This window comes from Neptuniibacter sp. 1_MG-2023 (assembly GCF_030547185.1).
In the GTDB taxonomy this organism is placed as follows: Bacteria; Pseudomonadota; Gammaproteobacteria; order Pseudomonadales; family Balneatricaceae; genus Neptuniibacter.
The window spans coordinates 135,992-151,516 of record NZ_JAUOQR010000002.1 but is presented as its reverse complement, the minus strand read 5'-3'; the positions used below and the strand labels follow the sequence as shown (position 1 = coordinate 151,516).

Annotated in this window: 16 protein-coding genes; 10 read left to right on the top strand and 6 right to left on the bottom strand. The window is 42.5% G+C overall.

The window, feature by feature from the left end; genetic code table 11:
• The first annotated feature begins 117 nt into the window (after positions 1–117).
• The 3 genes from ubiG to Q4492_RS03435 are packed head-to-tail and all read left to right on the top strand — an operon-like array spanning position 118 to position 2,299.
• Entirely contained in the window at positions 118–843 is a 726-nt protein-coding gene (ubiG, locus tag Q4492_RS03445; RefSeq protein WP_303415864.1) for a bifunctional 2-polyprenyl-6-hydroxyphenol methylase/3-demethylubiquinol 3-O-methyltransferase UbiG, read from the top strand.
• A gap of 15 nt (positions 844–858) precedes the next feature.
• Positions 859–1,542 (top strand): HAD-IA family hydrolase, encoded by a 684-nt coding sequence (locus tag Q4492_RS03440; protein WP_303415863.1) that lies wholly within the window; start codon positions 859–861, stop codon positions 1,540–1,542.
• A gap of 16 nt (positions 1,543–1,558) precedes the next feature.
• Complete coding sequence (locus tag Q4492_RS03435; protein WP_303415862.1) at positions 1,559–2,299, top strand: YciK family oxidoreductase; 741 nt, start codon at positions 1,559–1,561, stop codon at positions 2,297–2,299.
• Between the two features lie 68 nt (positions 2,300–2,367).
• On the opposite strand, the gene rluB is transcribed toward Q4492_RS03435, so the two are convergent.
• The 4 genes from rluB to Q4492_RS03415 form a co-directional block, all read right to left on the bottom strand.
• Positions 2,368–3,198 (bottom strand): 23S rRNA pseudouridine(2605) synthase RluB, encoded by an 831-nt coding sequence (gene rluB, locus Q4492_RS03430; protein WP_303415861.1) that lies wholly within the window; start codon positions 3,196–3,198, stop codon positions 2,368–2,370.
• Between the two features lie 163 nt (positions 3,199–3,361).
• The gene (locus tag Q4492_RS03425; RefSeq protein ID WP_067867760.1) at positions 3,362–3,754 is read right to left on the bottom strand and encodes an H-NS family nucleoid-associated regulatory protein; all 393 of its coding nucleotides are present in this window, start codon (positions 3,752–3,754) and stop codon (positions 3,362–3,364) included.
• 83 nt (positions 3,755–3,837) lie between these two features.
• Positions 3,838–4,458, bottom strand: a complete 621-nt coding sequence (locus tag Q4492_RS03420) for an L-threonylcarbamoyladenylate synthase (RefSeq protein WP_303415860.1) — start codon at positions 4,456–4,458, stop codon at positions 3,838–3,840.
• Between the two features lie 82 nt (positions 4,459–4,540).
• Positions 4,541–5,377 carry a PHP domain-containing protein gene (locus tag Q4492_RS03415; protein ID WP_303415859.1) on the bottom strand — a complete coding sequence of 279 codons (837 nt, stop codon included), beginning with the start codon at positions 5,375–5,377 and terminating at the stop codon, positions 4,541–4,543.
• Positions 5,378–5,448: 71 nt separating this feature from the next.
• Here Q4492_RS03415 and Q4492_RS03410 point away from each other — a divergent pair, with 71 nt between their 5' ends.
• From Q4492_RS03410 to Q4492_RS03395, 4 genes are all read left to right on the top strand, one after another.
• A complete protein-coding gene (locus Q4492_RS03410) occupies positions 5,449–6,003 on the top strand; it encodes a septation protein A (RefSeq protein WP_303415858.1) in 555 nt (184 codons plus the stop codon).
• A 10-nt stretch (positions 6,004–6,013) separates the two neighbouring features.
• Positions 6,014–6,313, top strand: coding sequence for a YciI family protein (locus Q4492_RS03405; protein WP_303415857.1), 300 nt, complete (start codon positions 6,014–6,016; stop codon positions 6,311–6,313).
• Between the two features lie 245 nt (positions 6,314–6,558).
• Positions 6,559–7,158, top strand: a complete 600-nt coding sequence (locus Q4492_RS03400) for an OmpA family protein (protein ID WP_303415856.1) — start codon at positions 6,559–6,561, stop codon at positions 7,156–7,158.
• An 85-nt stretch (positions 7,159–7,243) separates the two neighbouring features.
• Positions 7,244–7,678: a DsrE family protein gene (locus Q4492_RS03395; protein WP_303415855.1), complete on the top strand. Its 435-nt coding sequence runs from the start codon at positions 7,244–7,246 to the stop codon at positions 7,676–7,678.
• 78 nt (positions 7,679–7,756) lie between these two features.
• Here Q4492_RS03395 and purL read toward each other — a convergent pair whose 3' ends face one another.
• Positions 7,757–11,659, bottom strand: coding sequence for a phosphoribosylformylglycinamidine synthase (gene purL, locus Q4492_RS03390; RefSeq protein WP_303415854.1), 3,903 nt, complete (start codon positions 11,657–11,659; stop codon positions 7,757–7,759).
• 108 nt (positions 11,660–11,767) lie between these two features.
• Here purL and mltF point away from each other — a divergent pair, with 108 nt between their 5' ends.
• Positions 11,768–13,246, top strand: a complete 1,479-nt coding sequence (gene mltF, locus Q4492_RS03385) for a membrane-bound lytic murein transglycosylase MltF (protein WP_303415853.1) — start codon at positions 11,768–11,770, stop codon at positions 13,244–13,246.
• Between the two features lie 2 nt (positions 13,247–13,248).
• On the opposite strand, the gene tadA is transcribed toward mltF, so the two are convergent.
• Entirely contained in the window at positions 13,249–13,749 is a 501-nt protein-coding gene (gene tadA, locus Q4492_RS03380; protein WP_303415852.1) for a tRNA adenosine(34) deaminase TadA, read from the bottom strand.
• Positions 13,750–14,054: 305 nt separating this feature from the next.
• On the opposite strand from tadA, the gene Q4492_RS03375 reads away from it, so the two are divergent.
• On the top strand, positions 14,055–14,507 hold the full coding sequence (locus tag Q4492_RS03375; RefSeq protein ID WP_303415851.1) for a MauE/DoxX family redox-associated membrane protein: 453 nt from the start codon (positions 14,055–14,057) through the stop codon (positions 14,505–14,507).
• Between the two features lie 79 nt (positions 14,508–14,586).
• Positions 14,587–15,462, top strand: coding sequence for an MBL fold metallo-hydrolase (locus Q4492_RS03370; protein ID WP_303415850.1), 876 nt, complete (start codon positions 14,587–14,589; stop codon positions 15,460–15,462).
• Positions 15,463–15,525 lie beyond the last annotated feature (63 nt).

Below are 15,525 nucleotides of genomic sequence, written 5' to 3'. Positions count from 1 at the left end.
TGAAATAATAAGGGGTTATATAATTAAATATTAGAACCTGAGCATTTATTGCTATGACTATTTCTGAAGCCTCGAGGAGTGCTAGAATAAGATAAAATTCACGAACGAAAGAACGCCATGATTCAGCCAAATACAACGCCTCAACAAAATATTGACCCGGAAGAGATTGCCAAGTTCGAAGAACTCGCAAATAAGTGGTGGGATCGTAACAGCGAATTCAAACCTCTACATGATATCAACCCACTCCGTGTTGGTTTTATCGACCGTATTGCTCACCTTGCTGAAAAGAAAGTTTTAGACGTAGGCTGCGGCGGCGGCATATTATCCGAATCAATGGCACAACGAGGTGCCCATGTCACAGGCATAGATATGGGAGCCGCGCCCTTAAAAATCGCTAAACTGCATGGTTTAGAGAGCGGCGTAGATGTTAGCTACAAGCAGATAACCGTTGAAGAACTTGCTGAAGAGCAGCCTGAATCTTTTGACGTAGTAACCTGCATGGAGATGCTCGAACATGTGCCAGACCCCTCTTCCATCGTCAACGCCTGCGCAAAACTCTGCAAACCAGGCGGCACACTTTTCTTTTCTACACTCAACCGCAACCCAAAAAGTTATCTATTTGCGATTTTAGGGGCTGAAAAACTATTAAAACTAGTGCCTGATGGAACCCATGACTTCAAGAAGTTTATTCGCCCATCAGAATTAGGCTCATGGATTAGAGAAAGCGGCCTGCAAAGCACAGAGATGTGCGGCATGACCTACAACCCTCTAACAAAAACATACAGCCTTCATCCAACCGATGTGGATGTAAACTATATGATTGCAACCACTAAACCAGCCTAAGAGCCTTCTACATATATGAGCACACGACCGGCATCCGTTCTATTCGATCTTGATGGCACTTTAATTGATACAGCCCCGGACTTTCATTGGGTAATCAATCAACTCCTACGCGAAGAGAACAAAGATCCCGTCAGCTATGACTATATAAGGCATTACGTCTCTAACGGCGCACGAGCGATGGTTGGGGCGGCATTTAATTTAGATCAAGATGACCACGCATTTGATCATCTACACCAACGAATGCTGGAAATTTATCTAAACCACTTAGATACAGATAGCCAGTTATTCGACGGCCTTGATGAATGTCTGACATGGTTAGAGGAAAAAAACATTCCCTGGGGCGTTGTCACCAACAAACCTGAGCTCTATACCACCCCCCTTATGCAGGGACTTGGGTTATCAAAACGGGCAAGCACTGTAATCTGCCCCGATCATGTAAAAAACAAGAAACCTGACCCAGAAGCGCTATTCCTCGCCTGCAGTGAAATCAACTGTCCCGCAGAGAGCAGTATTTACGTTGGCGATCATATACGCGATATTGAAGCGGGAAATCGTGCAGGGATGACAACGATTGGCGCCACTTATGGCTACCTTAATGCGGACGAAGATCCTTATAAATGGCAAGCTGATCACTACATTTCCTGTGCAACTAAACTCAAGCCCCTGCTACAATCAATCTATATTGATTTAGACAGCTAATATTAGGATCAAAACTATGTTTGAGTACCAAGCACTGGATAACCTCCTACAAGACCGTATTATTTTGGTAACAGGCGCCGGTGCAGGCATCGGCCGTGTTGCAGCAAAAACATTTGCAGCGCATGGCGCAACAGTGATTCTACTGGGCCGCACACTGGAAAAGCTTGAGCAGGTGTATGATGAGATCGAAGCCGCAGGACACCCTCAACCCGCTTTAGTACCCCTCAATCTAGAAAGTGCACAAGAACACGACTACATTGAACTTACCAACACGCTAGAACAGGAGTTTGGCCGCCTTGATGGCATACTCCACAACGCAAGCTTATTAGGTGTTCGCACGCCTATCGAAAGCTATGACCCCGTTATTTGGCAACAAGTGATGCAAGTCAATCTCAATGCACCTTTCATGATGACGCAAATATTGATGCCTCTCTTAGAGCAATCGGACAATGCATCCATTGTCTTCACATCATCTAGCGTTGGCAGAAAAGCCAAGGCTTACTGGGGTGCTTATGGTGTATCAAAGTTTGCCACTGAAGGCTTAATGCAAACATTGGCCGATGAATTAGAGGCGGTAAGCAAAATCCGGACAAACTGCATAAACCCTGGAGCAACACGCACTCAAATGCGCGCAGATGCCTACCCTGCAGAAAATCCCTCCACTGTTAAATCCGCCGAAGAGATTATGCCTTTATATCTATACCTAATGGGTGCAGATAGTATTGAAGTAAATGGCCAGTCACTCGATGCACAATGATTACAGTAGCCATAAAAAAAGCAGCTTAGGCTGCTTTTTTTTATGACATAAGAATAAACTAATTAAACTTAATCTCCCTCTTGTCTTCTTGCACGCTGCTTCTTATAACGCCGATCAAATTTCTGTTTTTCCACTACGGACATCTTCGCGCCACGTCTTGGTTTCAATTCCAACATCTGAGATAAAGACTTAACCTCTTTATCTTCCATCATTTTCCATGTTCCAGCTCTAACATCACTCGGCAGAAAGACCGGCCCAAAACGCACACGCTTCAAGCGACTAACCTGAACCTCTTGCGATTCCCAAAGTCGACGCACTTCGCGGTTTTTGCCTTCCATAACCACGCAGTGATACCACTTGTTAGCCCCTTCACCATCAAAGAACTGCACATCAGTAAAACGCGCCATACCATCTTCCAGCAAAACGCCATCCGTTAAGCGTTTTAAAAGAGCATCATCAACACTTCCCAAAACACGTACAGCATACTCACGATCAATTTGAGCTGACGGATGCATTAGCGCATTCGCTAACTCACCATCGGTAGTAAACAGCAGAAGACCGGAAGTATTAATATCTAAACGACCAATAGCGATCCAACGCCCTTCCTTAAGAGGAGGAAGGTGATCAAATACTGTCGGACGACCTTCAGGGTCATGCCGCGTACAGATCTCGCCCACAGGTTTGTTGTATACCAACACCCTACGCTCAGCCTGTTTATCAAAAATAAGATTTACAATTGTTCCATCTACAGAGACTACATCACCTTCTGCAATGCGGTCTCCCAAAGTAGCAACTTGATTATTAACGGAAATTCGCCCATCTTTAATCCAACGCTCCATCTCACGACGTGAGCCTATACCGGAGCGCGCCAAAACTTTATGTATTTTTTCATCTGACATATGACGCACCTAAAAATTTATCTAAATACTTACAAACAAAACCACAAATATACACTTTAAAATAAAAGTAATTATTTATAATAAAAAACAGAAAGAATAACCAACAAAAAAGCCCTTTCAACAGAGGAAAGGGCTCTTAATTATAAAAACCACCGCAAGATAATTAAATCAGGCAATCGTCTTTAGTAAATCCTTTTTCAAAATAAGCCTGAAAAGCCAATGGTGTACGACCTCGACCAGACCATTCATGCTCAACACCTGCATCATCTACAACACGATACTTAGGCTGAACCTTCTTTTTCGGTGCTGCAACGTCACCAATCATACCCATAAGATCATTCATATCCACACCCGCATCTAACATGCTTTGGCGAATCGCTTCAATCTTCTCAAGTTTTTCCTGCTCTGCTGCCTGAATCGCTGCTTCTTCTTCACGACGATCATCCGCAATAACGGTTAAATCCGAAATTACTTTTTCTAGTTCAGCAACACTTAATTCCTGACACTGCTTACGAAGAGAATTTTTACGCGTTAATATTTTTAAAAAATCAGACATCTCTACTACTCATCGAATTAAATAACACAGAGTAATTATCTTTATAGATAATAATTAATCAAGTATTAAGAATAATATTTTATTTATGAGAAGTTAATCGTATCACCTGCTCCTTGTCGAATAACCTCTGGAACCTCTTCAACTAAATTAACAACACTTGTCGCTTCAAGACCACAATAACCACCATCTATAATAAGGTCCACTTGGTTTTGAAGCAGTTGGCGCATTTCATAAGGATCCATTAACGGCATTTCATCGCCTGGCATAATTAACGATGTACTCATAATAGGCTCACCTAAAGCTTCAGTCAGCGCCAAAGTAATAGGATGATCCGGTACTCGAATACCAATAGTTCTTCTTTTTGGATGTAAAAGACGTCTTGGTACTTCCGATGTTGCTTTTAGAATAAAAGTAAAAGCACCCGGCGTATGAGATTTTAATAATCGATAATTAGTATTTTCTACTTTTGCATAGGTACTAATTTCACTTAAATCACGACATACCAATGTAAAATTATGTTTATCATCCAACTGACGTATTCTTTTAATGCGCTCTAATGCTTTTTTATCACCGAGATGACAACCTAAAGCATAAGCACAATCTGTAGGGTAAATAACAACCCCACCTTTTTTGATAATTTCAACGGCCTGATTTATCAAACGCGATTGAGGATTTTCAGGATGGATTTGAAAAAACTGACTCACAATTTACCTAGCTAATCATTCAATAATAATATTATTTATATTATAACTTATCTATATAAACTTACGCACCTAGCGAGCCTAGTTAATTTAACAAATAATTCAATACATGATTCTCGTCACTTTTTAAGGGTGGGTATTTCCCTAAGTCGGTCCAAGTATGACCAGGAGAGTGAAAATCACTACCGGCAGAAATCATCATATTTTTTTCTTTAGCGATTCGAAGTAACTGAAAATGATGATCTGGTGTCATACCGGGATATGAGACCTCAATTCCATCTCCCCCCGCATCAGTGAAATCATTAATCGCACCACGCAGTTTTGTAAATGTCATTTTATATTTAGTTGGGTGAGCTAAGATTGAAACACCTCCCGCATTTTTAATAACGGCTAAAGCTTCCGTAAGCGAAGGCCACTCCATTTTAACATCGCCTTTTTTACCTATACCCAAATATTTTTTAAAAGCTTGCTGCTCAGAACTCACTAGACCTTGTTCAAACATGACTTGAGCAAAATGCGGACGACCAATAACACCATCGCCACCTTTCTCTTTAGCCGCCTGATAAAGATCGGGAAGACCCATTGAGATTAGTTGATCTGCCACCTTTCTTGCGCGTGCTAATCTAAGCTCAGCAAGATTGGACAGATAGCCCTGAAGCTCTTCAGAGTCGACGTTTAACCCTAAACCGACAATATGCAAAACTCTATGATTCCAAGTGCAAGTAAACTCAACACCTGGAATCAATTGAATACCTTCCAGATCTTGATCGGTAAACTGACGAATCCCCGCCAGCGTATCATGATCAGTAATCGCTAAAATCTGTATCTGCTTTTGCTTAGCCCGCTCCAACAAAACCAGTGGCTCAAGAGACCCATCGGACGCGGTTGTATGGCAATGTAAATCGTATTTAGGCAATTCCATATTCATTCACTGTTTATATAAAGCTCCAGCAACCTTATAATCCTACTTTAACTAACTAGATCAAGGCTGCTATGAAGCTTTTATTAGATTTTTTACCAATCATTATCTTTTTTATCGTATATAAAACGACTAATGACATAATTTTAGCAACAGCGGTCCTGATACCGGCAACGCTTTTACAGATGCTATATACATGGATTCGCACACATAAGATTGAAAAAATGCAGCTGGTAACTTTAGCCTTGGTCATTATCCTCGGCGGTGCCACCGTTATTTTTCAAGATAAAACTTTTATTCAATGGAAACCAACCGTCGTAAATTGGTTGTTTGGCCTAGCATTTCTAGGTAGCCAATTTATCGGAAGCAAAACGATTATAGAGCGTCTAATGGGAAGTAACCTGTCCTTGCCACATTTTGCTTGGCGAACACTTAATATTGCTTGGGTTGTTTTTTTCCTAGCAATGGGTGCACTCAACCTTTTTGTCGCCTACTCTTTCAGCGAGGAGACTTGGGTCAATTTTAAACTATTTGGCATGCTAGGTCTCACTGTGATTTTTATCATTGCTCAAGGTGTTTACCTTTCTCGCCATATTGATAACACAGAAAGCAACGATTCAAATAACTAAGGAAGTACTTGTGTATTACGCCATTATTTCAGAAGACAAAGAAAACAGCTTAGAAGACCGTCTAGCAGCACGCCCTGAGCATATACTACGACTAAAAGATTTAAACGAAGAGGGCCGATTACTTATTGCTGGCCCTCATCCAGCTATAGATAGCGAAGACCCAGGTTCTGCGGGCTTTACAGGCAGTTTAGTCGTTGCTGAGTTCCCATCATTAGCTGATGCACAGCAATGGGCAGACGCAGATCCTTACATTACAGCAGGTGTTTACAAAAAAGTTACTGTTAAGCCGTATAAAAAAGTACTACCCTAGTACATAAGAGCGCTATAATCTTAGTTACAACTATGAACTAAAGACTAAGAGTGTATCTACAAGTAGAAAAAGTAGACTTAGTTAAGTGTTGCCTTATGAGTGTATAAGTAAGCAATTAGTCCAAAGATATGACTATTTTTCTGCTATTTATCCTAGGTTAAGGTAGGAAGAGTTGTAATAACTAGATTATTTCTTATTATTATTCCTAACTACAGAATCCAAATCGTATTTCAAGGACAGCTAAAATGAAAAAATTCGCAATCGCTTCTGGCTTAGTACTCGCTATGGGCCTAGCAACTGGTGCTCAAGCTCACCCAGAGAACGCAGGCTACTGGGATGAATCAAAAACATCTACAGTATGGAAAACAGGTACTGGCGGATGCTGGCGTCATGGTTTCTGGGAAGAGTCTGATGCAATCGAAGGTTGTGAAGGCTACAAAGCCCCAATGGCAGAAGCTCCAGCACCAGCTCCAGCACCAGCACCTCAGTTAATGAGCACTGTTGAAAAACACATTGTGTATTTTGACTTTGATAGCTCTAACCCTGGTGATGTAAGCGATATTTCTAGCTATGTTAACTCTCTTAAAGAAGTAACTAGCGTGAAACTTGTTGGTCATGCTGACCGTATCGGTGCAAGTGCATATAACGATGCGCTTTCTCAGAAACGTGTAAACGCAGTTTCTGAAGCACTACAAGCAGGCGGCGTAAGCGCTTCTGCTATCAGCACTGGTTACATGGGCGAAAATGCTCCAGCTAAATCATGTGAAGGCCTACGTGGCACTAACGTTGTAGACTGCCTACGTGCTAACCGTCGTGTAGAAGTTGAGATTTCTGGTAAAAAATAAGCAGTAAAGTCAGCGTACTTTGTTGCTAAAGAGGCACCTTTTTAAAAGGTGCCTTTTTTTTATAACAATAAATATAAGGCTGATCATGAGAATACTAACAAACCTTATTCCTTTCCTCTTTTTACTTATCAGCTGCTCTTCTTTTTCTGCTGAAGAATATGCAGATCAAAAAGTCGTTTATCATATCAATTACGATGATCCGAAACGGATCTCTGCGACCTTTTCTAATATCGCCAATCATATAAACCAGCTAGGCGAAGAGCACATCACCATTAAAGCAGTTATTCACGGCCCAGCTATTAAATATTTTATTGAAGCCAGCCACGATGACGCCAAACAGATAGCTCTAGATTCTTTACGTTTAAGTAATGTTCAGTTCATTATTTGTCGCAACAGTCTAGACGGTTTCAATGTTACCCGAGAAGATCTGTATGAAGTTGAAGCTGAAGATGTTGTGCAAGCAGGCTTGCCTGAAATCGTACACTTACAGCAACAGGGCTATTTTTACGTTCGTCCTTAGGGGACAACCAATTTCCAATTTATTACGGCCACAAAAAAAGGTGGCATATGGCCACCTTTTTAATAATACAGTTAAAGCCTATCCGACCCACACTCGTGCATTTCGGAACATACGCATCCACGCACCATCTTCAGCCCACTCATCAGGCGCCCAACTATTAGTCACCGTACGGAACACACGCTCAGGATGTGGCATCATAATAGTTACACGGCCATCAGTCGTCGTTACACCAGTAATACCTGCTGGAGAACCATTTGGATTCGCTGGATAAGCTTCTGTTTGCTGACCATAGTTATCCACATAACGTAGCGCAACAGCATTCGAATCCTGCAAACCAGCTAAATGATTAGCATCTTTAAACTCAGCACGACCTTCCCCATGAGCGATAGCAATCGGCATACGAGAACCAGCCATTCCCTGTAGGAAGATAGAATCCGATTCTTGAACTTCAACCATAGCAACACGCGCTTCAAACTGCTCAGACACATTACGTACAAAATGCGGCCAAAGATCTGAACCTGGGATTAATTCATGTAAGTTAGAAAGCATCTGACAACCATTACAGATACCTAACGAGAAGGTATCTTCTCTGGTAAAGAACGTCTGGAACTGCTCACGGGCTCGCTCATTGAACAAAATCGATTTTGCCCAACCTTCGCCTGCACCTAATACATCCCCATAAGAGAAGCCACCACAAGCCACTAAACCCTTAAACTGATCCAATGCAACGCGGCCCGACAGAATATCGCTCATATGCACATCTATCGCAGCAAAACCTGCTTTATCAAATGCAGCAGCCATCTCTATCTGACCATTCACCCCTTGCTCACGGATAATAGCCATCTGTGGACGAGTGCCTGTATTAATAAAGGGTGCGGCTACATCTTCATTTTGATCAAATGTTAACGAGGCATGCAAACCTGGGTTTTCTTTATCATTAATGCTGTCAAACTCTTGTTGCGCACATTCAGAGTTATCACGTAATGACTGAATCTGATAAGAGGTCTCTGCCCACCAGCGCTGTAACTGGATACGACGTTCAGAATAAATCTCTTCCTCATCAAAATGGAAGCGCAATTCATCATCTAAGTTAAGAGAACCGATCACTTGGGTAACATCACCTAGACCCGCCGCATTCAATTCAGTCAATACAACATCAAGATCATCACGTTTAACCTGAACAACTGCACCCAACTCTTCAGAGAATAGCGCGGCTGCCAGCTCACTCTTCTCAGCAGCTAACATATCAAGGTTAATATCGAGACCTGTTCGACCTGCAAACGCCATCTCTGTCACTGTAGCAAATAAACCACCATCAGAGCGGTCATGGTAAGCCAGTAGTAAGCCCTGTTCATTCAACTCTTGAATCGCTGCAAAAAATGCAACTAGCAGTTCAGGCTGATCTACATCAGGCACCTTTTGGCCTACTTCATTATAAACTTGCGCTAAGGCAGACAAACCAATACGGTTTTGACCTTCGCCCAAATCGAGCAAAATAAGGTCTGTCTCACCTTGATCGGTACGCAATTGAGGTGTCAACGTTTTGCGCGCATCAAGCACCGGCGCAAAACCAGTTATCACTAATGACATAGGCGCTGTCACTGATTTATCTTCGCCCTCATCATTCCATACCGTACGCATAGACATAGAGTCTTTACCAACAGGAATAGTCATCCCCAAGGCTGGGCATAACTCCATACCTACAGCTTTCACCGTATCGTAAAGCTTTTCATCTTCACCAGGATGGCCCGCAGCACACATCCAGTTTGCAGATAACTTAATATCTTTAAGCTCACCAATTCTAGCCGCGGCCATGTTAGTAACCGTTTCACCAATCGACATACGGCCTGACGCAGGAGAATCTACTAGCGCAAGCGGTGTACGCTCACCCATTGCCATAGCTTCACCCGCATAAGTATCAAACGATGCTGTAGTAACCGCACAATCAGCAACGGGAACTTGCCATGGGCCTACCATTTGATCACGGGCAACTTGACCCGTAATCGAGCGATCTCCAATGGTGATCAAGAATGACTTAGAAGCGACTGAAGGCAGTTTCATCACCCGTTCTGCAGCCTCTTTAAGATCAATCGCGCTGGTATCAAAATCAGGCACCTGATACTCAACACGCTCAACCGAACGGTGCATTTTTGGCGGCTTACCAAAAAGAACATTCATTGGTAGGTCTACTGGGTTATTCTCAAAATGAGTATCACCTAACGTCAGGTGCATCTCTTCTGTCGCTTCACCTACAATCGCATACGGACAACGCTCACGCTGACAGATCGCCTCAAAACGAGCTAAATCTGTTGGCGCAACGGCCATCACATAACGCTCTTGCGCTTCGTTACACCAGATAGCCAATGGCGACATGCCTGGCTCATCATTGTTGATATTACGTAACCCAAACTTACCGCCACGATTGCCGTCTTTTACCAGTTCAGGAAATGCATTTGATAAACCGCCGGCTCCTACATCATGAATAAATGCGATCGGGTTTTCATCACCCTGCTGCCAGCATTGATCTATCACTTCCTGACAACGGCGCTCTAATTCTGGGTTATCACGCTGAACCGATGCAAAATCTAAATCAGCGGAAGAGGTACCAGACGACATAGATGAGGCAGCACCGCCACCTAAACCAATCTGCATAGCGGGGCCGCCTAAGCAGATAAGCTTGGCACCAACAGGAATCTCGCCTTTTTCAACATGGCTATCACGAATATTACCTAAACCACCGGCAATCATAATTGGCTTATGGTAACCACGGACCTCTTCACCCGCTGCTCCATTAACTTTCTGTTCAAACGTACGGAAGTAACCAGTTAAGGCTGGACGACCAAATTCGTTATTAAATGCCGCTCCGCCTATAGGGCCTTCCAGCATAATATCGAGTGGTGTAACAATACGATCAGGCTTGCCGTACTTCGATTCCCACGGCTGCTCAAAACCTGGGATATTAAGATCGGAAACTGTAAACCCTGTCAGACCCGCTTTAGGTTTAGAGCCTTTACCTGTCGCACCTTCATCACGAATCTCACCGCCAGAACCTGTTGCAGCACCGGAGTGAGGAGCAATCGCTGTCGGGTGGTTATGTGTTTCTACTTTCATCAGGATCTGAATATCTTCCTGATTATATGCGTATTCTTTACCCTCTGGCGTTGGGAAAAAACGCCCAGCTTTACTACCTGCCATAACGGCTGCATTGTCTTTATAAGCTGACAATACATTTTCACCGCCCAACTCATTGGTATTACGAATCATCGCAAACAACGATTTATCTTGAGCTTCGCCATCGATATCCCAAGAGGCATTGAAAATTTTATGACGGCAATGCTCTGAGTTTGCTTGCGCAAACATCATTAGTTCAACATCGGTTGGATTACGTTTGAGCTCTATAAAGCTATCAACTAAATAATCAATTTCATCATCTGCCAATGCTAAGCCAAGTTCAGCGTTTGCTGTAACTAAAGCGTCACGACCACCCGACAAAATATCGACAACCGTTAAAGGCTTAGGTGACTCCTCTATAAATAACGAGGCCGCATCATCTATACTAGGTAGAACAGCTTCAACCATTCGGTCAAATAGTTCTGATTTTACTAAATCAAAATCAGTGTCCGAAAGGTCTGAAGATGTACTGACATAATAAGCAATACCGCGCTCTAAACGTTTAACTGAGGTTAAACCACAGTTATGCGCAATGTCAGTTGCTTTAGATGACCAAGGCGATATTGTGCCTGGACGAGGCACTACCAGAAACAGTTTACCGGAAGGATCTTGAGCCTCCGCTTTAGGTCCATAACGCAAAATACGTTCAAGTACTTGCTGCTGATTTTCCGATAATGCTTGTGACTGATCGGAAAAATGCATAAATTCAGCATACAAGCCAGTAACGGCAGGAACCTTTGACTGAATACCAGATAGTAACTTTTCATGACGAAAAGCAGAAAGAGCAGGTGCTCCGCGCAGTGCCAGCATCTCTAATAGAGCCTCTTGATAGCTGCCGATTGTGGGCAGTAGTTACAGGAGAAAGATAGGTTGTGAATTTTACCGAAACAGTTCGTTGGATACCAGAAAAGCAGCAGTATGTTTGATATTAGTCGTAAAAAAGATGCAGTACAGGCACTGGTTATTTTTTTAATGTTCTGTATTCCGGTACTTTTGAGCTGGAATAGCAAAACTCAACTAGGTGCCATCATAGAATCGGGTAGTCTAAAACTAGTAACCCGGAACTCCCCTAGTACCTATTTCATTGAAAAAGGGGAACCCGCTGGCTTTGAATATGACTTAGCTAAAGCTTATGCTGAACATCTAGGTATAAAATTAGAACTCATTTTACCTGAGAGTTTTAGCGCTATTTTTTCAACCATGAAAGCACGCAACGGTCATATTGCCGGTGCGATGCTAACAGTCACTGATGATAGAGAAAAAGCCTTCGAATTTTCAGCGCCCTTTCTCACGACCACGGCTGCCGTCGTTTACCGCACAACAAAAGGGATCAAAGCACCCAAAGATTTAAACGACTTAGTTGCTAGAGATAAAACAATCTTAGTGCTGGCAAACAGCAGCCACGCCGAACTTCTCGCACGATTACAAACAACGCACCCTACACTCAAATGGAAAGAGAGCAGCGAACACTCTGCCGTGGAGTTACTTGAGAAATTACACAATAAAGAGATCGACTATACCGTTGTAGACAGCATCACATTTGATGCTCAGAAATCATTTTTTCCCGGACTTAACAAAGCATTTGATCTAAATGACCCGCAAGACCTTGCGTGGATACTCAATCCTCACAATGACCAAAGCCTTAAAAGTTCAGTTAATCGCTTTATGGCTCTTGATTCCACACAGCAATTGATCAAAAAACTCAAAAAGAAATATTTTAATCGTTTCAACCCTCTTAACTTCTACGATACAGCCTCCTTTAAAGAGGATATGGAAGAGCGTTTCCCCAAAATTGAACAATATTTCTATATGGCTGAGCAAGAAACTGATATTGATTGGCAGCTACTCGCCGCTATTGCCTATCAAGAATCCCATTGGAATCCAGAGGCAGTATCCCCTACAGGAGTTAAAGGGATCATGATGCTCACCAATGACGCCGCATCAGAAGTCGATGTAACCGATCGAACCGATCCTCAACAAAGCATTATTGGTGGCGCTCACTATCTCGTCAGCGTGATGAATAAAATCCCTGACCGAATCAAACAGCCGGACCATACTTGGTTTGCTCTAGCCGGCTACAACATTGGTTATGGCCACTTAGAAGACGCGCGTGTACTCACCAGCCGGGCAGGCCTAAATCCAGATAAATGGGACGATGTGAAACAACACCTACCACTCTTAACAAAAGAAAAATACTTCAACACTGTGCGTTATGGTTACGCACGTGGCTATGAGCCCGTTCATTACGTCAGTAATATTAGAAAATATATGAAGCTCTTACGCTGGGAGATCCAAGTTCGCCAAGCTAAACGTCAAAGCGAAGAAGCGGATATGGATCCAGACCATCCAAGCTGGGATGAAGCGACTGTCGTGGAAGATATTTTACCCTCACTATAGCGCTAACCCGTGTTTCTACTTAATTTTTCAGCTTTTTTCTCTTCGCGGCGGCGCTGAAAAAAGGCACTTATTTTTTGACGGCACGTATCCGCTAATACACCAGACGTCACCTCTACATTATGATTAATCCAAGGCTGCCGAAATAATTGGCAGTTACTATCAACAACACCCGCTTTATCTTCACTAGCCCCATATATCACACGACTTATCCGTGCATGCACAATAGCACCCGCACACATAGTACAAGGTTCAATTGTCACATAGAGCTCTGCCCCCACTAAACGATAATTACCTACCCGTGCAGCCGCATCCCGCAACGCCATAATTTCAGCATGAGCCGTAGGATCATGACCACTAATGGGGTGATTCCAACCCTCTCCTATAACCTCACCATTTAAGACGACTACTGCCCCCACCGGAACTTCACCCGCATTTTCGGCATGATCAGCTAATGCTAATGCCTCATGCATCCATAACTGATCTTGCTCTGCACGCTCACTCATTCCTATGACCACCTTAACCTTATCTACGTAAAAACCTAACTTATTCTAAATAAGCTAAGGCTATCTTTTCATTATAGAAACAAACCGACTGACTCAGCCAGTCATCAGCCAAGTCAATCTCTCACAAACCTCTTTTTTATTTATCAGCTCGCCTAGCTAGTAAATTAAGCAGCAATGGAACTTTATCTAAGGCTTCGTAGTCTATGCCTAACTAGAGAAATTTAGCACTAACCGCTTGATCGCCCCATATAGCTATATGGATTAAACGAGTAACAGATACATTATTTTATATAGGCAAACTCTCAATGACCTCCCAGCCCCCTATACCCGACTCACTGCAAAAACCCTTATCACGTTCATTGCTGCTGTTACGCTTAGGCATCTTTGTAGTGTTACTAATGTGGACACTCGACAAGTTCGTTAATCCAGCCCACGCCAGCAAAGTACTTAACAACTTTTACGGTATCGATTGGCTCACCCATAACCTTTCTTATATCGTTGGCTCATTAGAGCTATTACTTATTTTGGCATTTGTTGTTGGCCTTTGGCGCCGTTGGACCTACGCTATCGTCTTAATCATTCACGCCTTTTCAACTTTCTCCCCTTACAAACAATATATGGCACCTTTTGATCACCTACTATTTTTTACCGCTTGGCCCATGCTTGCGGCTTGCCTAGCCCTATATTGGTTAAGAGAGTGGGACACATTGTGCACAATCCCTCAAAAAACCAAAACAACAGTTACCTCGCAAAATTAATACTCAATGTATTGCCATAGGAATAATTAACATTCCATGGCAATACGCTAGTTAACATAGACTTGAAATAGGTTTTATGATGAAAACACAAAACCCGTTAATCACCTTTCTATTAATATTGAGCTTTTCCTTCATCAGCTCAATGGCAGTAGCAGATGAGTATAAAATCGAACATATACAAGGTGATATTTATCGTTTTATCGACGATAGGCACCGCTCTGTATTTTTAGTAACAAACGAAGGAATAGTCCTGACAGATCCCTTGAATCCAAAAGCCGCTACCTGGCTAAAAGCCGAGATAAAAAGGCTTTTTAACGTACCTATCAAATATGTTATTTACAGTCACAACCACAGTGACCATATCTACGGTGCAAAAGTTTTTGATGATCCTGACACTATTTTCATTGCTCATGAACTCGCAGCACAAGATATTCAAATAACAAAAGCCGATACTGTTATCCCTGATGTTACTTTTAAAGAGGATATGTTGATCTCTTTAGGAGGCCATACAATTGAGCTGAGATATCATGGACCCAACGATGGCCGCGGCTCTATAAGCATGCTTTTCCAACCCGAAAAGCTACTGTTTGTTGTCGATTGGATTGTCATAGGCCGAATGCCTTGGCAGAAACTCTGGAGTTACGATATTCAAGGTATGATTAACTCTACTCAACAAGTACTGGATCTTGATTTTGATACTTTTGTTGGCGGACATGCCGACATTGGTAATAAATCTGACGTTCAACACTACCTTAATTATCTACAAGATCTTTATGACGCCGTCATTAACGGTATTCATGAAGGCAAAAGTCTAGATGAGATAAAACAAAGCGTAAAATTAGAAAATTACAGCGATTTAAAACAATTTGATCAATGGCTACCGCTAAATATAGAAGGCGTTTACGAACGTTTAATGGAAGAATCAGGTATGGGCTGGAGACCTGATATTAAGTAGTTATAAAGGGATCTGGGCAGCCTATATAGCTCAGATCCCCTTTACTCATCAGCGTATAGTTTC